Source organism: Mameliella sp. CS4, from assembly GCF_019392335.1.
GTDB lineage: Bacteria > Pseudomonadota > Alphaproteobacteria > Rhodobacterales > Rhodobacteraceae > Antarctobacter.
This window is the reverse complement of record NZ_JAHXRQ010000001.1, coordinates 157,522-184,435: the sequence shown is the minus strand read 5'-3', so window position 1 is coordinate 184,435 and position 26,914 is coordinate 157,522. Positions and strand designations below refer to the sequence as shown.

Below are 26,914 nucleotides of genomic sequence, written 5' to 3'. Positions count from 1 at the left end.
CGCCTTGAGAATGAAAGGGATCGAAACATGGGTAAAGTGATCGGTATCGACCTCGGCACCACAAACTCCTGCGTGGCTATCATGGATGGCTCCCAGGCCCGCGTGATCGAAAACGCCGAAGGTGCACGCACCACCCCCTCCATTGTCGCCTTCACCGAAGATGAGCGACTGGTCGGCCAACCCGCCAAGCGGCAGGCCGTGACCAACCCGGAAAACACCGTCTTCGCGGTCAAGCGCCTGATCGGCCGCCGTGTCGGTGACCCCGAGGTTACCAAGGACAAGGACATTGTCCCCTACACGATCATCGATGGCGGCAATGGTGACGCCTGGGTTGAAACCCGTGGCGAGAAATACTCGCCCTCGCAGGTTTCGGCCTTCATCCTCGGCAAGATGAAGGAAACCGCCGAGAGCTATCTTGGCGAGGAAGTGACCCAGGCGGTCATCACCGTCCCGGCCTACTTCAACGACGCCCAGCGTCAGGCCACCAAGGACGCCGGCAAGATCGCCGGCCTCGAAGTGCTGCGCATCATCAACGAGCCGACGGCCGCCGCGCTGGCCTATGGTCTCGACAAGAAGGACGCGAAAACCATCGCGGTCTATGACCTTGGCGGCGGTACCTTCGACGTGACCATCCTGGAAATCGACGACGGCCTGTTCGAGGTCAAGTCGACCAACGGTGACACCTTCCTGGGCGGCGAAGACTTCGACATGCGGATCGTCAACTACCTGGCGGACGAGTTCAAGAAAGAGCACCAGGTCGACCTGACCAAGGACAAGATGGCCCTGCAGCGCCTGAAAGAGGCGGCGGAAAAGGCCAAGATCGAACTGTCCTCGGCCACCCAGACCGAGATCAACCAGCCGTTCATCTCGATGGGAGCCAACGGCCAGCCGCTTCACATGGTGATGAAGCTGACCCGCGCCAAGCTGGAAAGCCTCGTCGGCGACCTGATCAAGAACTCGATCAAGCCCTGCCAGGCCGCGCTCAAGGATGCCGGCATCTCCAAGGACGAGATCGATGAGGTCGTTCTGGTCGGCGGTCAGACCCGGATGCCGAAGGTCATGGAAGAAGTGACCAAGTTCTTCGGCAAGGAGCCGCACAAGGGTGTGAACCCGGACGAAGTGGTCGCCATGGGCGCCGCCATTCAGGCCGGTGTTCTGCAGGGCGACGTCAAGGACGTCGTGCTGCTGGACGTGACTCCGCTGTCGCTGGGTATCGAAACGCTGGGCGGGGTCTTTACCCGCCTGATCGACCGCAACACCACGATCCCGACCAAGAAGTCGCAGATCTTCTCCACCGCCGAGGACAACCAGTCGGCCGTGACGATCCGCGTCTTCCAGGGTGAGCGCGAGATGGCCTCGGACAACAAGATGCTGGGCCAGTTCAACCTCGAGGAAATCCCGCCGGCGCCGCGCGGCATGCCGCAGATCGAGGTGACCTTCGACATCGATGCCAACGGCATCGTCTCTGTCGGTGCCAAGGACAAGGGCACCAACAAGGAGCAGAAGATCACCATCCAGGCATCGGGCGGTCTGTCGGACGACGACATCGAGCGCATGGTCAAGGAAGCGGAAGAGAACGCCGACGCCGACAAGGCCCGCAAGGAGCTGGTCGAGGCCCGCAACCAGGCCGAAAGCCTCATCCACTCGACCGAGAAGTCGATCGAGGAGCATGGCGACAAGGTCGACCCCTCGACCGTCGAGGCGATCGAACTGGCCGTGGCCGCGCTCAAGGATGACCTCGAAAAGGACGATGTGCCTGCCGAAAAGCTGAAAAGCGGCATCCAGAACGTCACCGAGGCCGCGATGAAGCTGGGCGAGGCGATCTACAAGGCGCAGGCCGATGAGGGCGGCGATGCCCCCGAGGCCGCCGATGACGCCGCGGGTCCGGGCGACGACGACATCGTCGATGCGGATTTCGAGGATCTCGACGACAACAAGCGGGCCTGAGGCCAGCGCCCTCGGAACCAATCTGGGGCCGGTCCGGACACCGGGCCGGCCCCATGACGTTCCGCAACGAGGAGGACGACCATGTCCAAACGAGACTATTACGACGTACTCGGCCTCGCGCGCGGTGCCACGGCAGACGAGATCAAGAAAGCCTACCGCAAGAAGGCCAAGGAGCTGCACCCGGACCGCAACGCCGACAACCCGGAGGCCGAATCGCAGTTCAAGGAGGCCAACGAGGCCTATGACGTCCTGAAGGATGCCGACAAGAAGGCGGCCTATGACCGCTTCGGTCACGCGGCCTTCGAAGGCGGCATGGGCGGCGGCCCGCGTCCCGGCGGCGGCATGGGGGGCGGCAATGCCGATTTCGCCAGCGCCTTTTCCGACGTTTTCGACGATCTCTTCGGCGATTTCATGGGAGGCCGCCAGGGCGGGCGCCAGCGCGCCGCGCGCGGCGCCGACCTGCGCTACAACCTGCGCGTGACGCTGGAAGAGGCGTACAACGGTCTGCAAAAGACCATCAAGGTGCCGACTTCGATCCAATGTGACGAATGCCAGGGCTCCGGCGCCGAAGGCGGGGCGGAACCGACCACTTGCCCGACCTGTTCGGGCCTGGGCAAGGTGCGCGCGACGCAAGGGTTCTTTACGGTCGAACGGACCTGTCCGACCTGTTCGGGCCTGGGCCAGATCATCAAGAACCCCTGCAACTCCTGTGGCGGCGCAGGCCGGGTGCAAAAGGAACGCGCCCTGTCGGTGAATATCCCCGCGGGCGTCGAAACCGGCACGCGCATTCGCCTTGCAGGCGAAGGTGAGGCCGGGATGCGCGGTGGTCCTCCGGGCGACCTCTACATCTTCATCGAGGTCGAGCCGCACAAGATCTTCGAACGTGACGGCGCCGAATTGCATTGCCGCGTGCCGGTTGCCATGACCGTGGCGGCGCTGGGCGGCGACATCGAGGTGCCGACGATCGACGGTGGCCGCAGCCGGGTCAAGATCCCTTCGGGCAGCCAGTCTGGCCGCCAGATGCGCCTGCGTGGCAAGGGCATGCCCGCCCTGCGCGGCGGCGCAAGTGGCGACATGTTCATCGAACTGGCGGTGGAGACCCCGGTGAACCTGACCTCGAAGCAAAAGGAGCTCCTGCGCGAGTTCGAATCGCTGGCCGAGGACAACAACCCGGAATCGCACAGTTTCTTCACCTCGGTGAAGAATTTCTGGGATTCGATGAAGGGGTGATCTGACTCACCGCGCATCGCGCGGCGTAACCTCCAGTGGAGGTTACGGTCAGATCACGGGCGAAACCCTGGGCCGAGGGTGGAAAAGCCCGTTGGAACGGGCTTCACGCGATTTCGAAATCGCGTGCAAGGCGCTTTGAAGCGCCTTGACCCTCCCCCCTTGGATGACGCGTTAACTCTCTGTTCACCGAAGCGGGCCAGGATGTCGGACATGACCCGAGGCCCGCATTTCTCCGATTCCCAGGCTGCCCTCTTCGATCATGACGAGGCACTTGCCCGGCCCGGTCCGGGCGCGCAAAAGCTGCCGTCCTATATCCGGGACCACCGAGCGCGCCTGCGCGAACGGTTCCTGATCGGCGGCGCCGAGGCCCTGCCGGATTATGAGCTGATGGAGCTTGTGCTGTTCCGGGCTATTCCTAGGCGGGACGTCAAGCCTCTGGCGCGGCTGTTGCTGGAAACCTTCGGGGATTTCAACGGTGTCGTCTCGGCGCCCCTGCATCGCCTGAAAGAAGTCAACGGCGTCGGCGAAGCCGTCGTGACGGAACTCAAGATCGTCGAGGCGGCGGCGCATAGGCTGGCGCGCTCGCGGGTCCTGCGCAAACAGGTGGTCAGCAGTTGGGACGCGTTGATCGACTATTGCCAGACCACCATGTCCCATCGCGATACCGAACAGTTCCGCATCCTGTTTCTCGACCGCAAGAACGTTTTGATCGCCGACGAGCCGCAGGCGCGCGGCACGGTCGATCATGTGCCCGTCTACCCGCGCGAGGTGGTGAAACGGTCGCTGGAGCTTAACGCCTCGGCGCTGATCCTGGTACACAACCACCCGTCGGGCGACCCCACGCCCAGCCAGGCGGATATCGACATGACTGCGCAGATACAGGTGGCCGCCGATGCGCTGGGCATCACGCTGCACGATCACCTTGTGATCGGAAAATCGCGAGAGTTGAGCTTCCGCAGCGAAGGGTTGCTCTGACGCTGCGCGGGATCACCGGACCCAGACCTCGACGCGCCGGTTCACCTGGCGCCCCCAGGCGCTGTCGTCGCAGGCCATCGGCAGGGCCTCGCCAAAAGCGCGCGCGCTGATCTGCACGCGATCCAGGTCGGCCGTTTCCGCGGCAGCCTCCACCGCTGAGCGCACCGCCTCGGCCCGTCGTCGCGCGATGTCGAGATTGGCCGCGGCCGGTCCGACCCCGTCCGAGAACCCGACAAAGACCAGCTCCCGACCGTCGTGGCCGCCGGCCTCCAGCGCGCGGGCCAGCGCCAGGACGTTGGACCGCGACTGCGCATCCAGCTTGGTTGATCCGGTCTCGAACCGGAAGGTGGTCGTCAGGCGCCGCATCGGACCCAGCGTCGCCACCATGTCCTGCAAGGCCGACAGCCCCTCTGTGCCCTCCGCCACGGCGATGGCATTGGCCAGGCGGTCGCCCTGCAGGTCCAGCGCAACCTCCTCGGGGGCCTGGTCGATGAATCCGGCCTCGCGGATCGTGATCTGGGCCGACGACCCGTGCGCATAGACCAGGAAATCGCGGGCCAGCTTGGGCAGGCGGCGCGCGGGGATGTAAAGGAACATCGGCGCGGTCAGCGGGTAGTCCTCGGTCTTGATGCTGCGCCGCGCGGCCCGCAGGGTAAAGCCGCAAGCCCCCACCAGCGCCAAAGGACGGGTCACGCCCGTCTCGGCATAGCTGGCAAGCCCCAACCCGAAGGGATCGCCCGCCACGGCCCGGACAAGCGCGGTGTTGCTGTCGTGGCGCCGGGCGGCCTTGACCAGGTCAAGGCGCGCGGGGCGCAGCAGCCTGTCCTGCAGCCCCTGAACCATGCCCGATCCTTCGCCCCGCAGGTGCAGGGTAATCGGCGCATCCGGACCGCCGAGGTCGGCCCAGTTGGTGATTTGTCCGGAGAGTACATCGACCAGTTGCGAGATCGACAGCCGGTCAACCGGATTTCGGGGCGAGACGATTGGCACCGCCGCATCCAGCGCCAGCACGCGAGAGCGGTTCGGCGCCGTCAGGTCGCCCAGACCCGCCGCGCGGGCGCGCGCGGCCTCTTCGGGGCGGATCTCGCGCAGGGCCATGACGATGTCGGCCTCATCCGCCAGAAGGTCGGCAAAACCGCTGTCGGTGTTGGTAACGCGAAAGGTGAAACGCCCCAGGACACGCCCGCCCGGTTTGCGCAGGGCATAGACCGTTCCTTTGGCGGTTCCGATGCGCTCTGCCTGCAACCCGCTGCGGGCGGCAAAGCCTTCGACCAGGGCAGGCATCAGCCCGTGGCCGACACTGGCGGAGCCGGAAATCGTCACCTCTGCGACATAGTCGGTCAGGGAGGGACAGCCGACGCCGGTGCAGGTCACGCCCGAGCCATCCACGGTCAATTCGCCAAAGCGCGTCTCGATCCGGTAGAACTCGCCGTCGAACCCCAGCAGCGTGCCCGACAGGGCGATGCTGCCATCGCGCGATTTCAGCGTGATGTCCTGCGCCAGGGCGAAACCGGCCTGCATGAAAATGAAAAGTGCGGCGAATACCGCCGCACGACTGATCGACATGAAGTCCCCGTCACCCGCCTGTCATCTGGCGGCGATACTCAGGTCTTCGACAAGGTTTTTCAACACCAGAAAGTCGCCCAGGACCTCGCAGGAGGGCATCTGCAGCGTCAGGTCGCGGGCGCGCAGATCGCCGCCGTCGCGGATTTCCAGCGTCTGCGCCTCGACCTGGGTGTCGCAGTTGCCTGCCGTCACCTCGGCCTCGACCGAAAGCAGGATCTCTCCGCCGCGCTTGGCGGTCCCGGCGGGGAAGGAATAGACCTCGGCGACCAGCGCCTCGGGTGTGTCCGCGTGGCCCATACGGGTCAGGAAGCCGCCCTCGCCCTTGGCGGCGGCGGTCAGGTTGCCGGCATGGGCGGCCCAGATGTGCCCTTCGGTGAAATAGCCGGCCTCGAATTCGCGGGCATGCAGTTGCAGCCCGGCCTCGCCTTTCCATTGGACGACGACACGGTCGTAGAAAGGCAGAGAGCTGACGTCGGTGCGGGCCAGCGTGCCTTCGCCGCTGGCAAAGCTGGCGATGAAGACGGCCTTTTCTGCCAGCGCGGGCACCGAAACGGAAAGCGAACCGTCCGGCTGCATCACCTCGGTGAACATCATGCCCTGGTGGTGGATCGTCACCCGTTCGCTGGCGCGGCAGGGGGCGATCAGTTCCACGTCGACAAGCGCGCCCGCCGTCGGTGTCGCGGTCATCGTCATGTCGCAGGAAAACCCGGTTTCCGCGGGTGCCTGGGGCAGATCGGCCTCGGGGAGGTCGACCTCTGCCGCCGCCTTGACCACCACGGCTGTCTCGGGCAGCTGTGCCTCGGGCGGGCGGTCCACCGGGATCATCGGCAGGACAACCGCCGAAGAGGTCTGGGTGATCTCGGAGATTTCCAGCCTGGTCTCAGGTGCCTTGCCGCCGAACTGCGGCAGGGCAAAGCCGTATTGCATCACGTAGCCGGTTCCGAGCGCGCAAACCAGCGTCGCACCGCCGAGGAAATAGCTGGAAAGCCGGGCCATGATGAAGACTCCTGTCCTTTGTTCTCACCCTGCAGGATGAAAGGTAAACATGGCGCGCATTGGGCACGCAGGCGGAGTCATTGAGGCCTTAATCGGGCGGGCGGCCCGACAGGGGCCGCCACGCGGGGTCAGCTGAGCCGACCGTGGCAATGCTTGAACTTCTTGCCCGATCCGCAGGGGCAGGCGTCGTTGCGGCCCGGGTTGCCCCAGGTTTCGGGGTTGTTCTCGTCGAACCCCTCGGCCAGGGCTTCGGGCGCCGGGGCATCGCCCGCGGGAACGGCGGCAGAGGGCGCCGGGGCGGCGCTTGCGGCGGCGCGGTCCATCTGGCGCTGCATCTCTTCCTGCTGGCGGCGCATCTCGGCGATCATCGCCTGCTGTTCCTCTTCGGACATCGGGCGCACCTTGCTGAGCTGCTCGGTCACAGTCTCGCGCAGGCCGTCCAGCATGTTCTGGAACAGCTGGAAGGATTCGTTCTTGTATTCGTTCAGCGGGTCGCGCTGGGCATAGCCACGGAACCCCACGACCGAGCGCAGGTGTTCCAGCGTCAGCAGGTGTTCGCGCCACTTGCCGTCGATGGTCTGCAGCAGCACCTGCTTTTCGATCTGGCGCATGGTGTCCGGGCCAAAGGCCTCGGTCTTTTCGGCCATCATCTCGTCGCTGGCCTCTTCGAGCCGCTCGCGGATCACGTCCTGATCGACGCCGTCCTCGTCGGCCCAGCCGATGATCGGCAGGTCCATGCCCAGCTTTTCCAGCACGGCGGCGTACAAACCGGTCATGTCCCACTGGTCGGCATAGGCCTTGGGCGGGGCATAGACATCCACCAGTTCCTCGATCACCTCGTGACGCATGTCGGTGGTGATCTCGCTGACGTCCTGCGATTCCATGATCTCGCGGCGTTGGCTGAAGATCACCTTCCGCTGGTCGTTCATCACATCGTCGAACTTCAACAGCTGCTTGCGGATGTCGAAGTTGCGCCCCTCGACCTTGGCCTGCGCGCGTTCCAGCGACTTGTTCACCCAGGGGTGAACGATGGCCTCGCCTTCCTTCATGCCCAGGCCCGACAGCACCTTTTCCAGCCGCTCCGAGCCGAAGATGCGCATCAGGTCGTCTTCCAGGCTCAGGAAGAAGGACGACCGCCCCGGGTCACCCTGACGGCCCGAACGGCCCCGCAGCTGGTTATCGATGCGGCGCGATTCGTGGCGCTCGGTGGCCAGGACAAAAAGCCCGCCGGCCTCCTTGACGGCCTGTTCGTCGGCGTCGTGCTGTGCCTCGATCTCGGCGCGGATCTCGTCGGGGTGACGCTCGGGGTTGGCGGCGATGGCTTCCATTACCTGAAAGTCCACGTTGCCGCCCAGCTTGATGTCGGTGCCGCGCCCGGCCATGTTCGTGGCGATGGTGATCGCGCCCAGCTTGCCGGCGTCGGCGACGATCTGCGCCTCCTGCTCGTGCTGGCGCGCGTTCAGGACGTTGTGCGGCAGACCCGCCTGCTTGAGCATCATGCTCAGCATTTCGGATTTCTCGATCGAGGTGGTGCCGACAAGGACCGGCTGGCCCTTTTCATGCGCCTTGCGGATTTCCTCGACGATGGCGGCGTATTTCTCGGTGCCGGTGCGATAGACGGCGTCGTCCTCGTCGATCCGGGCAATCGGCAGGTTTGTGGGCACTTCGACCACGCCCAGGCCATAGATCTGGCCGAATTCCTCGGCCTCGGTCGAGGCGGTGCCGGTCATGCCCGACAGTTTCTCATACAGGCGGAAGTAGTTCTGGAAGGTCACGCTGGCCAGTGTCACGTTCTCGGGCTGGATCTCGCAGCCTTCCTTGGATTCGATCGCCTGGTGCAACCCGTCCGACAGGCGCCGCCCGGCCATCATCCGGCCGGTGAATTCGTCGATCAGCACGACCTCGCCGTCGCGGACGATGTAATCCTTGTCCCTGGTGAACAGCTTGTGCGCCCGAATCGCCTGGTTGACGTGATGCACGACGGTGGTGCTTTCCGGGTCGTAGAGGCTCCGGCCCTCTTCCAGCAGCTCATGCGCCTGCAACATCTGTTCCAGGTACTCGTTGCCCTCGTCGGTAAAGGTGACGTTCCTGGTCTTTTCGTCGACCGTGTAGTGATCCTCCGAGAGTTCGGGAATCAGCTTGTCGATGGCCTGGTACAGTTCGGACCGGTCGTCGGAGGGGCCCGAGATGATCAGCGGCGTCCGGGCCTCGTCGATCAGGATCGAGTCCACCTCGTCGACGATGGCATAATAGTGATCGCGCTGGAACATCTGGTCCAGCTCGGACTTCATGTTGTCGCGCAGGTAGTCAAAACCCAGCTCGTTGTTCGTCGCGTAGGTGATGTCGCAGGCATAGGCCTGTTTCTTTTCATCGTCGGGCTGGCGCGGGTAGACCACGCCGGTCGACATGCCCAAGGCGCCGTAGACGTTGCTCATCCATTCGGCGTCACGCTTGGCGAGATAGTCGTTGACGGTGACGATATGCACGCCCCGGCCCGTCAGCGCGTTGAGGTAGGCGGGGAAGGTCGCGACCAGCGTCTTGCCCTCACCGGTCTTCATTTCGGCGATGTTGCCCTGGTGCAGGAAGATCCCGCCCATCAGCTGCACGTCGAAGGCGCGCAGGCCCAGCGCCCGCTTGGCGGCCTCGCGGCAATTGGCAAAGGCCTCTGGCAGAAGGTCGTCCAGCTTTTCGCCGTTGGCGATGCGCTCCTTGAACTCCTGGGTCTTGGCGATCAGATCGGCGTCGTCGAGCTTCTCGAACTCCGGCTCCAGCGCGTTGATCTTTTCCACCAGCGGGCGTGTGGCCTTGATCTTACGGTCATTCGGGGTGCCGAATACCTTACGCGCGATTTTTCCAAGCATGGTCTGATGTACCTGTTTCCAGCGTCAAGTGCGGCATCTGCTTGCCCGCCTCGCACATGAGCCATATGACGGAACGAAAAGACCGGCCTCGCAGAGCCTTTCGGGCATGTAAGGGGACGGCTGTAGAGTGTCAACGCCGCCCAGGGACGCGGCACCGAATCAAGAGGAAGAACCGATGTCGAAAACCCTCATGAAACTGTCGGCTGCGGCGGTCGCCCTGACCCTTGCGCTGCCGGTCGCGGCGCAGGACGCCGACGCCGACAAGCCGGCCGAGATCACGATCGACACCGTTGTCGCCACCGTCAATGGCACGGACATCACCTTCGGTCACATGCTGATGGCGCGCGCCTCGCTGCCCGAGCGGTTCCAGCAGTCGCCGACCGACCAGCTCTGGGAAGGCCTGCTGGAACGGCTGATCCAGTATGAAACCCTGGCCCAGTCCGACAAGAGTGAGGAAACCTACCGCGTGCAGCTGGCGCTGGACAATGAAAAGCGCGAACTGCTGGCGGCCGAGGCGATGCAGGCCGTCGCCGACGGTGCCGTGACCGAAGAGGCCGTCGAGGCCGCCTACAAGGCCGACTATGTCGATGCCGACCTGGGCGTCGAATACAACGCCTCGCACATCCTGGTCGAGACCGAGGAAAAGGCCAAGGAACTGGTCCAGGAACTGGCCGACGGCGCCGATTTCGCGGAACTGGCGCGCGCCAACTCCACCGGCCCGACCGGTCCGAACGGCGGTTCGCTGGGTTGGTTCGGCAAGGGCCGCATGCTCAAGGCGTTTGAGGACGCGGTCGCCGAGATGGAGCCGGGCGCTGTCTCGGACCCGGTGCAGACGCGCTATGGCTGGCACGTCATCACCCTGAACGAGACCCGGACAATGGATGCCCCGGCGCTGGAAGAGGTCCGTCCCGCGATCGAGCAGAAGCTCAAGCAGGACGCGGTTCAGGCCTACATCGAAGCACAGGCCGAGGCAGGTGAGGTGACGCGGCTCGATTTCACGGAAATCGACACATCCGTCCTGAACAACCTCGGCCTGCTGTCGGAGTAAGCCCATGCCGCCCCGGTCTCCGCTTGCACCCGCAGACTTTCCCGCGCTCCCGGTCATCGGGGGCGCAAGGTTCGCCATCGCCGAGGCCGGGGTGCGCTACAAGGGCCGCCCGGACGTGATGCTGGCGCTGCTCGACCCCGGCAGCGTGGTGGCCGGGGTCTTTACCCGCTCGGCCACGCGGTCGGCCAACGTGCTGGATTGCCAGGCCAAGATCGGCGCGGACAGCGCCGAAGGCGCGGCCATCATCGTCAACTCGGGCAACTCCAACGCCTTTACCGGCAAGGCCGGTGAGGGTTCTGTCGCCGCCATTTGCGAGGCCGTGGCGACAGGCACCGGCCTGCCCGCGTCGCGCGTCTTTACCTCGTCCACCGGCGTGATCGGTGAACGTCTGCCGCATGATCGCATCACCGCCAAGCTGGACGAGCTGCACGGCGCCCTGTCGTCCGACGGCATGGCCGATGCCGCCCGCGCCATCATGACCACCGACACCTTCCCCAAGGCGGCGACGGCGGAAATCGACGTCGATGGCAAACCGGTGCGGATTGCCGGGATCGCCAAGGGGTCGGGCATGATCGCGCCCGACATGGCGACGATGCTGGTCTACATCTTCACCGACGCGCGCATCGGCCGGGCAGATCTGCAGGGGCTGGTGTCGGAACTCAACGCCAAGACCTTCAACAACATCACCGTGGACAGCGACACCTCGACCTCGGACACGCTGCTGGTGGCGGCGACCGGGGCGTCGGGGGTCGATGTGACCTGGAACGCCGACTTCACCCAGGCGCTCTACAACGTGATGCTGGACCTGGCGCACCAGGTTGTCCGCGACGGTGAGGGGGCGACGAAATTCGTCACCGTGCATGTCTCCGGCGCGGCCTCGGATGCCGATGCCCGCGCCCATGCCCTGTCCATCGCCAATTCGCCGCTGGTCAAGACCGCGCTCGCCGGTGAGGATCCGAACTGGGGCCGCATCGTGATGGCCGTGGGCAAGAGCGGCGCCGCCGCCGATCGGGACAAGCTGACAATCCGCTTTGGCGACATCCTGGTCGCCAGCGAAGGCTGGGTCGCCGAAAGCTACCGCGAAGAGGATGGCGCCACCTATTTCAAGGGGCAGGAAATCGACATCAACGTCGATATCGGCCTCGGCGCCGGGCAGGCCACCGTCTGGACTTGCGACCTGACCCACGGCTACATCCAGATCAACGCGGACTACCGGTCCTGACCTTTCCGTCGCGGCCCTTGGTTTCTTTGGGCTGAAAATACCTCCGGGGAGCGCGAGGGGCTGGCCCCTCGCTCCCTCCCTCGCCAGCCAGAACAGGCCCCGTCATGAAGATCATTCTCGTCTCCGCTGTCGCCCTGATCGACGCTGACGGTCGCGTCCTGCTGGCCCAGCGACCCAAGGGCAAGAGCATGGCCGGCCTCTGGGAGTTTCCCGGTGGCAAGGTCGAACCGGGCGAAACGCCCGAGGCTGCGCTGATTCGCGAACTGCACGAGGAACTGGGGATCGAAACCTGGTCCAGTTGCCTTGCACCGCTGACCTTCGCCTCGCACAGCTATGACGATTTCCACCTGCTGATGCCGCTCTTTGCCTGCCGCAAATGGGGCGGGATTCCGCAGTCGAACGAAGGTCAGGCGCTGAAATGGGTGCGCAAGCAGGATCTGCGCGACTACCCGATGCCGCCTGCCGATGTGCCCCTGATCCCGATTCTGAGGGATTGGCTTTAGGCAAGCCCTGCTGACCTTTTTCCGGACAGACGGCGCGGGCAACAGCCCGGTTGCCCGCGCTTTCAGCGCGAGTGCCCGTAATTTGGGCGTCATATCGTGGATGATAGACGAAGGGATTATGGAATTGTTAACGGCCCCGGTGTAATTTTGGCAAAATTGTGACAACCGGAGGAGTGTCATGCTCAAGACAATCGTGATCGGCAGTTGTGTGTCCGTTCAGGGCCTGCTGGAAAAGACCCTTCCCGACGGGCGCATCTCGGTCCGTGTCGGCCAGCAAATCTATACCGGTCGCCCTGCCTGACATCACCGGGGACGGCGGGAACGGCCCCCGGTTTTCATCCAGTTGACATGAAAAGACCCCCGATCCGGGGGTCTTTTTGTGTTTGCGGTTTAGCTCGAGGGGCCGGATCAGTCCAGCGACCGCTCGATTTCCTGGCGCTCGAAGATCTCGATGACATCGTCGGGACGAATGTCGTCGTAGTTCTCGAACGCCATGCCGCATTCCTGGCCGGATTGCACTTCGGCAACCTCGTCCTTGAAACGCTTGAGCGTTTTCAGCGTGCCTTCGTGGATCACCACGTCGTCACGCAGCAGGCGCACACCGGCGGACCGGCGGGCAACGCCCTCGGTGACGAGACAGCCCGCCACCTTGCCGACGTTGGAGACCTTGAAGACCTCCTTGATCTTGGCATAGCCGATGAAGTTCTCGCGGACCTCGTTCGACAGCAGGCCCGAGGCCGCCGCCTTCACGTCGTCCACGAGGTCGTAGATCACCGAGTAGTAGCGGATCTCCACGCCCTTCTGGTTGGCGGCGTTACGGGCGGGCGCATTGGCACGCACGTTAAAGCCGATCACCGGACAGCCAGAGGCCTCTGCAAGGCCGACGTCCGTTTCGGTGATGGCACCCACGCCATAGTGGATGACCCGCACGCGGACCTCGTCGTTGCCGACCTTTTCCAGGGCCTGCACGATGGCCTCGGACGAGCCCTGCACGTCCGCCTTGACGATGACCGGCAGCTCGCTGACGTTCTCGTCTTCCTTGGCCTTCTGCAGCAGCTGGTCCAGCGTGGTGGCGGCACCCGCCGCGGCACGCTTTTCCTTGGCCAGGTTGGCGCGGTACTCGGCGATTTCACGCGCCTGCGCCTCGGTCTCGGTCACGTTCAGCACGTCGCCCGCTTCGGGTGTGCCGTTCAGGCCCAGAACCTCGACAGGCACCGAGGGACCGGCTTCCTTGACGCGGTCGCCCTTGTCGTTGATCAGCGCGCGGACCTTGCCGTACTGCTCGCCGACGACAAAGACGTCGCCTTGGCGCAGTGTCCCGTTCTGCACCAGAACGGTGGCCACGGGACCGCGGCCCACGTCCAGCTGTGCTTCGATCACGGCCCCTTCGGCGGCCCGGTTCGGGTTCGCCTTCAGTTCCAGGATCTCGGCCTGCAGCGCAATGGCTTCCAGCAGTTCGTCCAGGCCCTGGCCGGTATGGGCCGAAACCTCGACGTCCTGCACGTCACCGGACAGTTCCTCGACGATCACCTCGTGCTGCAGCAGGTCGGTGCGCACCTTGGTCGGGTTGGCCGATGGCTTGTCGACCTTGTTGATCGCCACGATCATCGGGACACCGGCCGCCTTGGCGTGGTTGATGGCCTCGACGGTCTGCGGCATCACCGCGTCATCCGCGGCCACGACCAGAACGACGATATCCGTCACCTGTGCCCCGCGCGAACGCATCGAGGTAAAGGCCGCGTGGCCCGGCGTGTCGAGGAAGCTCAGCACGGCACCGCTGTCGGTTGTCACCTGGTAGGCGCCGATGTGCTGGGTGATCCCGCCCGCTTCGCCAGCAGTCACCTTGGCATCCCGGATCGCGTCCAGAAGCGAGGTCTTGCCGTGGTCGACGTGGCCCATGATCGTGATGACAGGGGGACGCGACTGCAGGTCTTCGGGCTTGTCCTCGACCTCCTTGATGACGTCCTCGACATCGGCATCGGACACGCGCTGCACGCGGTGGCCGAATTCCTCGATGATCAGTTCCGCGGTGTCGGCGTCGATCGACTGGTTCTGAGTCGCCATGATGCCGCTGTTCATCAGCGCCTTGACGACGTCGCCCACCCGTTCGGCCATCCGGTTGGCCAGTTCGGCCACCGTGATCGCCTCGGGCAGTTTGACGTCGCGCGTCACCTTCTCGCGGGACTGCTGGCCGCCCATCGCCTTCTGGCGGGCGCGTTCCTGTTTCCGCTTCATCGCGGCCAGGGATTTCTGCCGGCCGCCTTCGCCACCGGAGAGTGCCTGGTTCAGGGTCAGCTTGCCCGAACGGCGGCCACCGTCGCCACCACGGCCACGACCACCGCGACCACCCTTCTGGTCCTCGCGGTCGTTGGGCGCGGCGCGGCGCGGCGCGTCGTCCTTCTTGGGCTTGGCGCGGGCCTGGTCGTCGGCCTTGGGCGCAGGCTGAGCGGCGGCGACGGCGGCGGCCTTGGCCGCGTCTTCCGCCTCGCGCTTCTTGCGCTCTTCTTCCTCGGCCTTGCGCTTCAGCGCTTCCTCGGCTTCGCGCTGTTCGCGCTCTTTCTGTTCCTTTTCGGCGCGGAGGCGCTCACGCTCTTCGGCGCGGGCCTTTTCCTCGGCTTCGCGCTTGGCGGCTTCCTCGACCTCGCGGGCCTTTGCGGCCTGCAGTGCCTTCAGGCGGCGTTCCATTTCAGCGTCAGAGATGCCGGCCGGGCGCTTGCCACCCGATCCGCCGACCTGGCCGCCTTTGCCGCCGCCCGCACCGCCACCGGCGCCGGGTTTCGGTACGACGACCCGCTTACGCTTGGTCTCCACCACGACGTTCTTTGTGCGCCCGTGGCTGAAGCTCTGCTTCACACTGCCCGATCGGGCTCCGCCACGTACACCCAATGTCTTTTTGCCGTCGTTATCGCTCATAAAGCTTCTTCATCCTTTCCGGTGGCCCCTGCCACCGCGATCCGCGTCGTTCAGGACGCGTACACCCTTCAAGCGCTGGGCTTCCTCTACAATACGCGGCACGAGTCCGCCAGAGCCAAGCGCGGCATGTATCACAGTTTGTCGGCCAAAGGCCATGCCCAGTTCATCCGCCGTCAGCCAGCCGATATAATCGCCGCCATATGGCGTCGACAGTTTCGACTTGCCCCGACCCGAGCCGTCTTCCGCCTGGATCAGCACCGAGGCCTCTTCCATCTGCAACCAGGACTTGACCTTCTCGTAGCCCGAGATGGCCTGTCCCGACTTCCGCGCCAGCGAGATCAGGTCGATGACCCGCTTCGCCAACATCTGTTCGATCAGATCGGACAGCCCGTCGGGGAGTTTCACAGGCTGTTTCATCGCCCGTGAAAAAAGCCCCTTTGCGGCTGCCTTGTCGATCGCCGCCCGGTTGGCCGATACATATACGCCCCGTCCCGGCAATTTACCAGCCAGATCCGGCACGATGCGTCCGTCCGGGCCCAGGACAAACCGGATCAGCCCGTCCCGGGGCTGCACGTCGCCTGTGGCGATGCACTTACGCTCCGGTCCGTCGTCGTGGTTCTTGGCCTGTCCGCCCCTGGTCATGCCGGTTTTACGCCTCCTGCTCGTCGGTGTCGGCCTCGCCTTCGGCCAGCTCTTCCTCGCCGTCGTCTTCCGACGCTTCCAGCTCGGTCGGATCAACCCAGCCAAGCAGGACGCGCGCGGTCATGACCATGTTCTGCGCCTCTTCGAGATCGACCTCGAACTTCTCCAGCAGACCGTCGTCCTTGACCCGCTGGCCGTCCACGGTCGTCCAGCCGCCGGCCAGTTCCCAGTCGGCGCAGGTGGCAAAGTCTTCCAGCGTCTTGATGCCGTCCTCGGCCAGCGCCTCGACCATCTGCGGGGTCAGCCCCTCGAAGTTCACCAGGCTGTCGTCCACGCCCAGTTCGCGGGCATGTTCCAGTGCCTTGCGGGCCTGCTCTTCCAGAACGTCGCGGGCACGGGCCTGCAATTCGTTGGCGGTGTCCTCGTCGACGCCGTCGATCACCAGTAGTTCGTCCAGTTCGACATAGGCCACCTCTTCGAGGTTGGTGAAGCCTTCGGAGACCAGAAGCTGGGCAAAGAACTCATCCAGGTCCAGCGTGTCCATGAACAGCTTGGTGCGTTCCTCGAACTCGGCTTGGCGCCGCTTCGATTCTTCCTCTTCGGTCATGATGTCGATATCGAGCCCGGTCAGTTGCGAGGCGAGGCGAACGTTCTGACCGCGCCGGCCGATGGCAAGGCTCAACTGCTCGTCCGGAACCACCACTTCGATGCGCTCGGCCTCTTCATCCAGGACCACCTTGCTCACCTCTGCGGGCTGCAATGCGTTCACAAGGAAGGTCGGCATGTCCTCGTTCCACGGGATGATGTCGATCTTTTCGCCTTGCAGCTCGTTCACGACGGCCTGAACGCGGCTGCCGCGCATGCCGACGCAGGCGCCGACCGGGTCGATGCCGCTGTCGTAGGACACGACGCCGATCTTGGCGCGGCTGCCCGGGTCGCGGGCGACGGCCTTGATCTCGATGATGCCGTCATAGATTTCCGGCACTTCCATCTTGAACAGCTCGGCCATGAACTGCGGGTCGGTGCGGGACAGGAAGATCTGCGGTCCGCGCGTCTCACGCCGCACATCCTTGATGTAGCAGCGGATACGGTCGCCGGGGCGATACGATTCGCGGCCGATTTTCTCGTTGCGGCGCAGGATCGCCTCGCCACGGCCCACGTCGACGATGACGTTGCCGTATTCCTCGCGCTTGACGACACCATTGATGATGGTGCCGGCGCGATCCTCGAATTCGGCGAACTGACGGTCACGCTCGGCTTCGCGGACCTTCTGCAGGATCACCTGCTTGGCCGACTGTGCCGCGATCCGACCCAGTTCCACCGGCGGAACCTCTTCGGAGTAGGTGTCGCCAACCGCAGGATCGGCGAGGTACTGCTTGGCCTGCTCGACGGTCAGCTCGGCCTGGTAGTTCTCCAGGTCCTCGTCCTCGACCACGGTGCGGACGCGGGTAAAGGTCGCCTTGCCGGTGCGGCGGTCGATCGACACGCGGATGTCCATCTCGGCGCCGTAACGGGACTTGGCCGCCCGGGCGAGGCTTTCTTCCATCGCTTCGACGACCAGACCGGGGTCGATCATCTTCTCGCGCGCCACCGCCTCGGCGGTCTGCAGGAGTTCCAGCTGGTTTGCAGAGGTGATTGCCATTGTTATTGCTCCTCGTCCCGAGCCTGTTCGGTCTCGATCTCGTCAAACTTGGTCTCGTCCAGTGTATCGTTTCCGCCCTGGGCGTCGGCCTTTTTGCGGGCCTTCAGCATGAGGCGGATCAGGTCATCCGTCATCACCAGCTTGGCGTCGGTCAGCCAGTCGAACTGCAGCCCGATGGTGCCCTCGTCCAGGTTGATCAGTACCTCGCCGTCCTCGACCCCGGCCAGCACGCCGCGAAACCGCTTGCGCCCTTCGATCATCTCCGAGGTTTCAAGCCGGGCTTCGTAGCCTTCGTAGGTGTCGAAATCCTTGAGCCGCGTCAGCGGGCGGTCGATGCCGGGGCTGGAGACCTCCAGCGTGTAGGTGTCGATGATCGGGTCCTCGACGTCCAGCACGGCGCTGACGGCGGTCGAGATCTCGGCGCATTCATCCACCTCGATCCCGCCTTGGGGGCGTTCGGCCATGATCTGCAGGGTGGGCACCTGGCCGCCCATCAGTCGGATGCGCACCAGGTCGAATCCCATGTCCTCGATCACGGGCTGCACGATCTCCGCAAGACGCTTGTCCATGCCGGTCTTTGCGATCAGGTCGGTCATCGGTCACTTGCCTTTCGGGCACAAAAAAACGGGCCAGCGGCCCGTTGTCGAAAGAACGATGGGCGCCGGGGCTGAACCTCGGCGCGCCGCTGTTGAGGCGCGTATAGGCGAGGCGCTGGATGGACGCAAGCAGATTCGCGAATGGCCGGGACCGTGGCCGGGCAGGCCGTTTCGAAACGGCTTGGTCAAGCGGCTTCCAAGCCGCTTGCCAACGCGCTTGCAAGCGCGTTGCTCCCCGCCCGGACCGGCGCGTTCGCAGGAAATGTTAACGAAACCTTGCCGCTTTGTACAAAATGCCGGAATCGCCGTACGTTTTGTACAAAACGTACCAAACCTCCGCGTCAGGTCATCACGTCCGGGGCCTCGCGCCCGGTGCGTTCCGACAGACCGGTCAAGGCGTTCACCGCCGCCGCCAGATCCCGCAGCGCGGCCTGCGTTTCGACGTTCAGATCGCCCCCGGCCGGTTCGTAGCGTTCCAGGTAGACCCGGATCGTCGCGCCCTCGGTGCCCGTGCCCGACAGGCGGATCACCGCCCGGCTGTCGTCCTCGAAAAAGATCCGCAGGCCCTGGTTTCGGCTGACCGACCCGTCCACCGGATCGGTATAGGAAAACTGGTCGGCGCGGGCGATCACCTTGGGTGGATTACCCACCTCGGTGCCGGGAAGATCGTCCAGCCGGGCGTTCATGTCCGCCATGAGCCCCTCCGCAGCGGAGGAGTCCACCGCCTCGTAATCATGCCGCGAATAGTAGTCGCGGCCATAGCTGCGCCAGTGGTCCTGCAGGATCTCCGCCACGGAAATCTTTCGCACGGCCAATATGTTGAGCCACAGAAGCACCGCCCACAGCCCGTCTTTCTCGCGCACATGATCGCTGCCCGTGCCGGCGCTTTCCTCTCCACAAAGAGTCGCGCGGCCCGCGTCCAGCAGGTTGCCGAAGAACTTCCAGCCGGTCGGGGTCTCGAAGCTCTCGATGCCCAGTTTCGCCGCGACCCGGTCGGCGGCGCGGCTGGTCGGCATCGACCGGGCCACACCCGCCAGCCCGCGCGCATACCCCGGCGCCAGCTGCGCATTGGCCGCCAGCACCGCAAGGCTGTCCGAGGGCGTGACATAGACGCCCTTGCCCAGGATCATGTTGCGGTCTCCGTCCCCGTCCGAGGCGGCGGCGAAATCCGGCCCGTCGTCGCGCATCACCATGTCGACCAGCGGCTTGGCCCAGATCGGGTTCGGGTCCGGATGCCCCTTGCCGAAATCGACCGAGGGCACGCCGTTCAGCACCGTCCCCTCTGGTGCGCCCAGCATTCCCTCAATAATTGCAGTGGCATAGGGCCCCGTGACCGCGTGCATCGCGTCGAATTTCAGGGCAAAGCCTCCGGCGATCAGCGCCCGGATCGCGTCAAAGTCAAAGAGTTCCTGCATCAGCGCGGCATAATCGGCCACCGGGTCCAGGATCTCGACCGTCGTCTTACCCAAGGCCACCTCGCCCAGCAGCGCCAGGTCCACGTCCGGTGTCTCCAGCGTAAGATATTCCGAAACGGTCTGCGTTGCCTCGTGGATCGCGGCGGTCACGCTTTCGGGCGCCGGGCCGCCGTTGGAGATGTTGTATTTCAGCCCGAAATCCGCATCGATCCCGCCGGGATTGTGGCTGGCCGACAGGACCAGTCCGCCATCGGCGCCGCGTTTGCGGATCAGGTTCGAGGCGGCGGGCGTTGACAGCAGTCCTTCCCGCCCGACGATGCAGCGCGCGGCGCCTTGCGCTGCGGCCATGCGCAGGATCGTCTGGATCGCCTCGGCGTTGAAATAGCGCCCATCCCCGCCGACCACGAAAGTTTTGCCCGAGACACCGCCGATGGCGTTGAAGATCGACTGGATGAAGGCCTCGACATAGCCGTCCTGCATGAAGACCCGTGTCTTCTTGCGCAGGCCCGAGGTGCCGGGTTTCTGACCGTCGAAGGGCGTCAGGGGGCGGGTGATGGGCGTCATGGAAAAGGTCCTTTCTAATCGGTCCCGCTGCGGTCCGCAGGCATGAAAGCGCGAATGCGGCTGGCGGGCAATGCCTGCTTGAGTCCGTCGACCGCCACCGGCAGGCGGCGGCGCCAGTTCGGATGTTCGGTGACGGTGCCGGGCAGATTCTGCGCCTCGAGACAGCCCAGAAGATCGTCCAGTTGCAGCGCCACCAGGGTCGAGGGCGCGGTGCAAAGCCGGGCCTGGACCGCTTCGGCGATCCTGTCCGGTCCGGCCTCGGGCGGCAGGTCGCACAGCTTGCGCAGGCCCGCGCGCTGGCGGGCGCGTTCATCGTGGCGGGCGCGGGTCTGGCCGCTGGTCAGCCAGCCCATGCGCTGCCACCAGTCGATGTCCTGCCCGTACCAGAAGCCGCGCAGCGTCGGCGTGTCATGGGTGCCGAAACAGGCAAGCGAGAAGGCGCGCAGATCCTTGGGATCGCAAAGCGTGCCGTCCGCCGCCGTCTCGTATTGCCAGACGGCATAGCTCAGCAGGCCGGCGCCATTCAGGGTTTCGCGAAACCCGTCGGGCACAAGCCCCAGGTCCTCGCCCACCACAAGGCAGCGCGCCCGCGCCGCCTCGATGGCGATCACGGCCAGAAGGCTTTCGAAGGGCTGCGAGACATAGCCGCCCGGGCTGCCGTCATCGGGAATCCAGAAGCTGCGCAAGAGGCCCAGCGCGTGATCGACCCGCAGGATACCCGCCTTGGCCATCAGCTTGCGCAGCATGGCGCGCAGCGGGCGGTATTGCGCGGCACGCAGCCGCGCGGGCGCATGGGCGGCCAGGTTCCAGGATTGGCCTTCGGGGTTCAGATGGTCGGGCGGGGCGCCGATGGTGACGCCATGCGCGATGGTGTCGCGATGCATCCAGACCTCGGCGCCGCCGGGCCGCGCGCCCACGGCCAGATCCAGGTACAACCCGAAGTCCATCCCGGCCTCACACGCGGCGGCCTGCGCGGCCTCGATCTGCATCTCGGCCCGCCATTGCAACCACTGGTGGAATTCTACGTCCTCGGCGGCGGCACGTGCGGCCTCGGGGCCGGGACGGCGAAGATGGGCGGGCCAGTCGCGGAAATCCTCGCCGTGCAGGGTGCTGAGCGCCTCGAACTGGGCAAAGGTATCCAGCCGCGCGCCGCCCTCGGCCCGGAAGCGCTGAAAGGCGCGGCGTTCAGGGTCCGGCGCGGTCTCGAACCGCAGGTATTCATTGCGCAGCGCGCCGCGCTGGCGGCGGCGATAGGTGGCATAGTCGATCAACTCGGCGCGGGGCGTCGGACCCAGTCCGGCACGCGGGGCAATGTGATCGGTGCTGAAAAAGCCGCGATGCGTGGGCGAATAGGGGCTGGTCATCTCTTCGGCGGTCCAGCCCAGCGCATGGATCGGGTTAAGCCCCAGGAACTGCGCCCCCGCCTGCGCCAGTGCGCGCAGGGCGGCGGGCAGGTCGCCATAGCTGCCCAATCCGCCGTTGTGCCCGGAACGCAGGCCATAAAGCGCGCCGCAGACACCCCATCCCTTGGCCCGCCCGGTGACATCCTGGACGGTCGGTGCATGGGCGGGCGCGGCGAGCACCAGCGATTCGGTGTGCCGGTCCGGTGCGGCGACATGCAGGGTGAAATACCCCATGTCCAGCGGCCCGAGGTCGATGCTTTCCCCGGCCCGGCCCGTCTGAACCTCGGCGCCGGTCTCGTCCAGCAGCATCCAGTCGCAGGGCGCCGAAACGGGCAGCGACAGGGGCGCGCCCGCGCGGGCCAGGATCTCGGGCGGCACATGTGTCTCTTTTTGGCGGGCGCGCAGGTGGTCCAGCGCCTCGGTCACCGCAGCGGGTGAATCGGCCTCGACGCCCATGCCCCCCAGAAGCGCGCGCAGCGTTTCCGGCGCGGCGGCATGTTCGTGACCTTGCAAGTCGTGAAAGCCGAGGTGAACGCCATAGGCCTTGGCCAGGTCGCGCAGGGCCTCGTCGGCTCCGGTCATGTCGGTGTCTCCGGATGGCGGACAAAGCCCGCGACGCTGAATGCGGCGACGGTGACGGTCGCCTCGGTGATGTCCTGCGGGTGTTGGCGGGGCGCCGAGCTGTCGATTTCGCGCCGCCATGTCCCGGCGGGTGCGGGCAGTTCCAGAACCTGATCCCCACCCTCACGGTTGAAGGCCAGCAGGACCTCGCCCGAACCGTCGCAGTCCGCCGGGCCCTCGGCGCAGCAGCGCAAGAGAAGGCAGAGCGAGGACAGGCCGGGATCGCGCCAGTTGAGCGCGCTGCCGTCGAAGCCCCGCCATTCCACGTCGGGCTTGCCGTCCGCGCGCTGAACCCCGTGCAGGAACCGTCCTTGCCGCAGCACGCCATGCGCCTTGCGAAACCCGATCAGCGCCGCGACAAAGCCGATCAGCTCGTCGTCCATCGTGGCCCAGTCCAGCCAGCTGGTCTCATTATCCTGGCAATAGGCGTTGTTGTTGCCGCCTTGCGAATTGCCGCCCTCGTCGCCCGCAAGGATCATGGGCGTGCCCTGCGACAGCAGAACCGTGGCCAGCATGTTGCGGACGCGCTGGCGGCGGGCAGAGAGGATCGCCTCGTCCGAGGTCTCGCCTTCTTCGCCCAGGTTGTCCGAGTGGTTGGCGTTGTGGCCGTCGCGGTTGCCTTCGCCGTTGGCCTCATTGTGGCGTTTCGAATAGGCGGTGACATCGGCCAGCGTAAAGCCATCATGGGCGGCTGCGAAATTGACCGAGGCCCAGGCGCGCCGTCCGCGCGCGTCGAACAGGTCCGCCGTGCCCAGAAGGGCAGAGCCAAGGTCCTGCGCCGCGTGCCCGTCACCGCGCCAGAAGCGCCGGACAGTGTCGCGAAAGCGATCGTTCCACTCGGCGAATTCGGGCGGGAACTGGCCCAGTCGATAGCCCCCGTGCCCAAGGTCCCAGGGTTCGGCGATCAGCTTGACCTCGGCCAGCAGCGGGTCCTGCCTGAGCGCGTCCATAAAGCCGCCGTGCCGGTCGAACCCCTGGCGTTCGCGCCCCAGCGTCGTGGCGAGGTCAAAGCGGAACCCGTCCACGCCCATGCACTCGACCCAGAACCGCAGGGAATCCAGGATCATCCGCAGGACATAGGGATGGTCGGTGTTCAGCGTGTTCCCGGTGCCGGTGTCGTTGACATAGAACCGGGGCTGTCCCTCGACGAGGCGATAGTAGGAGGCATTGTCCAACCCCCGAAAGGAGAAGGTGGGACCAAGGTGATCGCCCTCTGCCGAGTGGTTGTAGACCACGTCGAGGATCACTTCGATCCCGGCGGCGTGGAAGCGTTCGACCATCTGGCGGAACCCGGCCACGCCTTGCGGGCCGAGGTAACGCGGTTCGGGAACAAAGAACCCGGCCGTGTTGTAGCCCCAGTAGTTCACCAGCCCGCGCCCGGTCAGCGCGTTTTCCGACCGGATCGCCTGTACCGGCAGCAGTTCGACCGTGGTGATGCCGAGACGGGTCAGGTGATCCAGCATCGGCTGGCTGGCCAGCCCCTCGACGGTGCCGCGCAGGGCCTCGGGCACCTTGGGGTGGCGCATCGTGCCGCCCCGGACGTGGGTCTCGTAGATGACCGTGTTGCTCCACCCGCGCCGTAGCCTATGGGCGCCGGTGGGGTAGTCTTCGGGGTCCCAGACCACGGATTTCGGCGTATGAGGCGCGCTGTCGGACGAGTTGAACGACAGGTCGCTGTCACCCGAACCGGGGCTGTAGCCAAAGGTGGCCGGATGTGTGCTGAACGCGCCGTGCAGGGCGCGGGTATAGGGATCGACCAACAGCTTGTTGGGATTGAAGCGGTGGCCGCGCTCGGGGGCAAAGGGGCCGTGGACGCGGTATCCGTAAAGGGCGCCGGGCTTCAGTCCCGGAACATACCCGTGCCAGACCGGGCCGCGCCGTTGGGGCAGCGAAAGGCGCTGCACCTCTGTCTTGCCGTCGGCAGAGAAGAGGCACAGCTCGACCCGCTGGGCGTGTTCCGAGAAAAGCGCGAAATTGGTGCCTTCGCCGTCAAAGAGCGCGCCCAGCCGGTTCGGCCGGCCCGCGCCGATCCCGTATGTGCCGCCCGATTTCCTGGTCATGCGCAGAGCGTCTCGTACATCCGGACATAGTCGCGGGCGGAGCTTTCCCAGCCCACGGGCTGACGCATGGCCGCTGCCTGCATCTGTTTCCAGAGGTCCCGGTCGGCATGGGCGGCGATGGCGCGGGCAATCGCCCCCTCGATCCCGGCGATTGAAACGTCGTCAAAGACAAAGCCGGTGGCCACGCCCGCCGCCAGTGCTGCATGGTTGGCGTCGATCACCGTGTCGGCCAGACCGCCGGTCCGCGCCACCACGGGCAAGGTGCCATAGCGCAGCCCGTACAGCTGGGTCAGGCCGCAGGGTTCAAAGCGCGAGGGGATCAGGATCGCGTCGGACGCACCCTGCATCAGGTGTGAGAGCGCCTCGTCATAGCCGATCTCGACCCCGATCTTGCCCGGGAACCGCGCTGCGGCGTCTCGAAAGGCCTGTTCCAGCTCCGGCTCGCCCGAACCCAAGAGCGCAAGCTGTCCGCCACCCGCGACCAGCGCGGGCAGGGCACCGGCCAGCGCGTCCAGTCCCTTTTGCAGGGTCAGGCGGCTGATGACACAGAAGAGCGGGCCGTCATGGTCCGGGTCCAGACCCAGACGTTCGGCAAGGGTGGCGCGGTTCTTGGCCTTGGCGCCCAGCCGTTTCAGCCCGTAAGTCGCCGTCAGGGCCGGGTCGCTCTTGGGGTTCCAGGCCTCCAGGTCGATGCCGTTCAGGATGCCGGTCAGGTTTGAGGCCCGGCCCGCAAGTACCCCATCCAGCCCCATGCCGAATTGCGGGGTCAGGACCTCGCGCGCGTAGGTCGGGCTGACGGTGGTGATGTGATCGGCATAGACCAGCCCCGCCTTGAGGAAACTGACGTCGCCGTAATATTCCAGCCCTCCGGGGTGGAACCAGTCGCTGCGCAACTGCAGATCGCCCATGACCTGGGGGCCGAAACGGCCCTGGAAGGCGATGTTGTGGATGGTGATGACCGACTTGGGCGGTGTGCGTCCGTCCTGTTTCAGGTAGACCGGTGCCAGCCCCGCTTGCCAGTCATGCGCGTGCAGCACGTCCGGCACCCAGCCGTCCAGACCGTCAAAGGAAACCCGCGCCGCCGCCTGCGCCAACGCGCCAAAGCGGCGGTGATTGTCGGGCCAGTCCTTGCCATCGGCGCCTGTGTAGGGCGCGCCGGGCCGGTCGAAAAGCTGCGGCGCGTCGAGCAGCAGCAGAGTCAGTCCCTCGGCCTGAACCTCGACCAGCCGTCCGGGACCACCGGGCAGGTCGCCAAAGCTGGCCACCTCCTTGCCCTTGGCCAGCAGGGGAAACAGCGCCGGGTAGGCGGGCAGGACGGTCTTGACCTCGACCCCCAGCGGCGCCAGCGCGCCCGGCAAGGCACCCGCCACGTCCGCCAGCCCCCCGGTCTTGACGAAGGGCGCGCATTCCGAGGCGACCATCAGCACCTTCATGTGATCACTCCAGTTCCTCGATCATCTTGCGGGTGATGAGGCAAATGCCGTTTTCGGTCCGGCGGAACCGTTTGGCGTCCAGCTCGGGGTCTTCGCCCACGACCAAACCCGGCGGGATTTTCACGCCACGGTCGATGATCGCGTTCTTGATATGCGCCCGCCGTCCGACCTCGGAATAGGGCAGGGCGACGACGCCTTCCATCTGTGAATAGGAATGCGTCTTGACGCCGGTAAAGAGCAGGCAGCGATAGAGCGACGAGCCCGAGATGATGCAGCCGCCCGAGACCATCGAGGACACGGCCTGCCCACGGCGGCCCTCCTCGTTGTGGATGAACTTGGCGGGGGCCGTCAGCTCGGAATAGGTCCAGATCGGCCAGTCGGTGGCGTAGATGTCCAGTTCCGGTTCAAAGTCGGTCATGTCGATATTGGCCTGCCAGTAGGCATCAAGCGTGCCGACGTCGCGCCAGTAGGGTTTCTTTTCCAACCCCGACATGACGCAGGACCGGCCAAAGGGATGGGCGACGGCATCGCCCGAGGCGACCAGCCCGGGGATGATGTCCTTGCCGAAGTCATGGCTGGAATTCGGGTCTTTCGCATCCGCCTCCAGCAGTTCGCACAGGAAATCCGTCTCGAAGACATAAATCCCCATCGAGGCCAGCGAGCGCGTCGGATCGTTCGGCATGGTGGGCGGGTCGGCGGGTTTCTCGACAAAGTCCAGGATCTTGTCGTTCTCGTCCACCGCCATGACGCCAAAGCCCTTGGCCTCTTCGCGCGGCACCTCGATACAGCCGACCGTCACCTTGGCGCCGGATTCCACATGCTGTTCGATCATGTAGGAATAGTCCTGCTTGTAGATATGGTCCCCGGCCAGGATCAGGATGTACTTTGGTTCGTACCCCTTGATGATCGAGATGTTCTGCGTGACCGCGTCGGCGGTGCCCTTGTACCAGTTTTCCTCGTCCACCTGTTGCGAGGCCGGCAGGATATCCAGCCCCTCGTTGCGCTCTGCCCGGAAGAAGGACCAGCCGCGCTGCAGGTGTCGGATCAGGCTGTGCGCCTTGTACTGGGTGGCGACGCCGATCCGGCGGATGCCGGAATTGACCGCGTTCGACAGGGCAAAGTCGATGATCCGGGTCTTGCCGCCGAAATAGACCGCGGGTTTGGCACGGATGTCGGTCATCTCTTTCAGGCGTGACCCGCGCCCGCCTGCCAGGACATAGGCCATCGTCTGCTGGGCCAGTCTGAACCTGTCGTATTCCATGTGATCCTCCCCCGTC

Annotated in this window: 19 protein-coding genes; 7 read left to right on the top strand and 12 right to left on the bottom strand. The window is 65.3% G+C overall.

Annotated features, from left to right (window positions below; all coding sequences use genetic code 11):
* Nucleotides 1-27 precede the first annotated feature (27 nt).
* From dnaK to radC, 3 genes are all read left to right on the top strand, one after another.
* Nucleotides 28-1,947, top strand: coding sequence for a molecular chaperone DnaK (gene dnaK / locus KZZ07_RS00880; protein WP_219510640.1), 1,920 nt, complete (start codon nucleotides 28-30; stop codon nucleotides 1,945-1,947).
* A gap of 81 nt (nucleotides 1,948-2,028) precedes the next feature.
* On the top strand, nucleotides 2,029-3,177 hold the full coding sequence (gene dnaJ / locus KZZ07_RS00875; protein ID WP_219510629.1) for a molecular chaperone DnaJ: 1,149 nt from the start codon (nucleotides 2,029-2,031) through the stop codon (nucleotides 3,175-3,177).
* A 210-nt stretch (nucleotides 3,178-3,387) separates the two neighbouring features.
* Nucleotides 3,388-4,152, top strand: coding sequence for a RadC family protein (gene radC, locus KZZ07_RS00870; RefSeq protein WP_219510626.1), 765 nt, complete (start codon nucleotides 3,388-3,390; stop codon nucleotides 4,150-4,152).
* Nucleotides 4,153-4,164: 12 nt separating this feature from the next.
* Here the strand turns inward: radC and KZZ07_RS00865 are convergent, their stop codons facing one another.
* The 3 genes from KZZ07_RS00865 to secA form a co-directional block, all read right to left on the bottom strand.
* Nucleotides 4,165-5,718 carry a substrate-binding domain-containing protein gene (locus tag KZZ07_RS00865; RefSeq protein WP_219510624.1) on the bottom strand — a complete coding sequence of 518 codons (1,554 nt, stop codon included), beginning with the start codon at nucleotides 5,716-5,718 and terminating at the stop codon, nucleotides 4,165-4,167.
* Between the two features lie 21 nt (nucleotides 5,719-5,739).
* Entirely contained in the window at nucleotides 5,740-6,714 is a 975-nt protein-coding gene (locus KZZ07_RS00860; RefSeq protein WP_219510622.1) for a translocase, read from the bottom strand.
* A gap of 128 nt (nucleotides 6,715-6,842) precedes the next feature.
* Complete coding sequence (gene secA / locus KZZ07_RS00855; RefSeq protein WP_219510620.1) at nucleotides 6,843-9,575, bottom strand: preprotein translocase subunit SecA; 2,733 nt, start codon at nucleotides 9,573-9,575, stop codon at nucleotides 6,843-6,845.
* Between the two features lie 175 nt (nucleotides 9,576-9,750).
* Between secA and KZZ07_RS00850 the strand changes: the two genes are divergently transcribed.
* The 4 genes from KZZ07_RS00850 (at nucleotide 9,751) to KZZ07_RS27560 (ending at nucleotide 12,649) form a co-directional block, all read left to right on the top strand.
* A complete protein-coding gene (locus tag KZZ07_RS00850; RefSeq protein ID WP_219510603.1) occupies nucleotides 9,751-10,623 on the top strand; it encodes a peptidylprolyl isomerase in 873 nt (290 codons plus the stop codon).
* Between the two features lie 4 nt (nucleotides 10,624-10,627).
* Nucleotides 10,628-11,845, top strand: coding sequence for a bifunctional glutamate N-acetyltransferase/amino-acid acetyltransferase ArgJ (gene argJ / locus KZZ07_RS00845; protein ID WP_219510601.1), 1,218 nt, complete (start codon nucleotides 10,628-10,630; stop codon nucleotides 11,843-11,845).
* A 104-nt stretch (nucleotides 11,846-11,949) separates the two neighbouring features.
* Entirely contained in the window at nucleotides 11,950-12,348 is a 399-nt protein-coding gene (gene mutT / locus KZZ07_RS00840; protein WP_219510592.1) for an 8-oxo-dGTP diphosphatase MutT, read from the top strand.
* 178 nt (nucleotides 12,349-12,526) lie between these two features.
* Nucleotides 12,527-12,649 carry a hypothetical protein gene (locus KZZ07_RS27560; RefSeq protein WP_255564089.1) on the top strand — a complete coding sequence of 41 codons (123 nt, stop codon included), beginning with the start codon at nucleotides 12,527-12,529 and terminating at the stop codon, nucleotides 12,647-12,649.
* 107 nt (nucleotides 12,650-12,756) lie between these two features.
* Here KZZ07_RS27560 and infB read toward each other — a convergent pair whose 3' ends face one another.
* The 9 genes from infB to glgC all read right to left on the bottom strand — a co-directional run bounded on the left by infB (nucleotide 12,757) and on the right by glgC (nucleotide 26,898).
* Nucleotides 12,757-15,261 (bottom strand): translation initiation factor IF-2, encoded by a 2,505-nt coding sequence (gene infB, locus KZZ07_RS00835; RefSeq protein WP_219510590.1) that lies wholly within the window; start codon nucleotides 15,259-15,261, stop codon nucleotides 12,757-12,759.
* Nucleotides 15,262-15,270: 9 nt separating this feature from the next.
* Nucleotides 15,271-15,903 (bottom strand): RNA-binding protein, encoded by a 633-nt coding sequence (locus tag KZZ07_RS00830; RefSeq protein WP_219510588.1) that lies wholly within the window; start codon nucleotides 15,901-15,903, stop codon nucleotides 15,271-15,273.
* A 7-nt stretch (nucleotides 15,904-15,910) separates the two neighbouring features.
* Nucleotides 15,911-17,545 carry a transcription termination factor NusA gene (gene nusA / locus KZZ07_RS00825; protein ID WP_219510586.1) on the bottom strand — a complete coding sequence of 545 codons (1,635 nt, stop codon included), beginning with the start codon at nucleotides 17,543-17,545 and terminating at the stop codon, nucleotides 15,911-15,913.
* Nucleotides 17,546-17,547: 2 nt separating this feature from the next.
* Nucleotides 17,548-18,141: a ribosome maturation factor RimP gene (rimP, locus tag KZZ07_RS00820; protein ID WP_219510577.1), complete on the bottom strand. Its 594-nt coding sequence runs from the start codon at nucleotides 18,139-18,141 to the stop codon at nucleotides 17,548-17,550.
* Nucleotides 18,142-18,482: 341 nt separating this feature from the next.
* On the bottom strand, nucleotides 18,483-20,120 hold the full coding sequence (locus KZZ07_RS00815) for an alpha-D-glucose phosphate-specific phosphoglucomutase (RefSeq protein WP_219510567.1): 1,638 nt from the start codon (nucleotides 20,118-20,120) through the stop codon (nucleotides 18,483-18,485).
* 14 nt (nucleotides 20,121-20,134) lie between these two features.
* On the bottom strand, nucleotides 20,135-22,105 hold the full coding sequence (malQ, locus tag KZZ07_RS00810; RefSeq protein WP_219510557.1) for a 4-alpha-glucanotransferase: 1,971 nt from the start codon (nucleotides 22,103-22,105) through the stop codon (nucleotides 20,135-20,137).
* Nucleotides 22,102-24,204: a glycogen debranching protein GlgX gene (glgX, locus tag KZZ07_RS00805; RefSeq protein WP_219510555.1), complete on the bottom strand. Its 2,103-nt coding sequence runs from the start codon at nucleotides 24,202-24,204 to the stop codon at nucleotides 22,102-22,104. The genes malQ and glgX overlap by 4 nt, the downstream gene beginning before the upstream one ends.
* Nucleotides 24,201-25,637, bottom strand: a complete 1,437-nt coding sequence (gene glgA, locus KZZ07_RS00800; protein ID WP_219510540.1) for a glycogen synthase GlgA — start codon at nucleotides 25,635-25,637, stop codon at nucleotides 24,201-24,203. The genes glgX and glgA overlap by 4 nt, the downstream gene beginning before the upstream one ends.
* A gap of 4 nt (nucleotides 25,638-25,641) precedes the next feature.
* Nucleotides 25,642-26,898: a glucose-1-phosphate adenylyltransferase gene (gene glgC / locus KZZ07_RS00795; RefSeq protein WP_219510524.1), complete on the bottom strand. Its 1,257-nt coding sequence runs from the start codon at nucleotides 26,896-26,898 to the stop codon at nucleotides 25,642-25,644.
* Nucleotides 26,899-26,914: the final 16 nt, after the last annotated feature.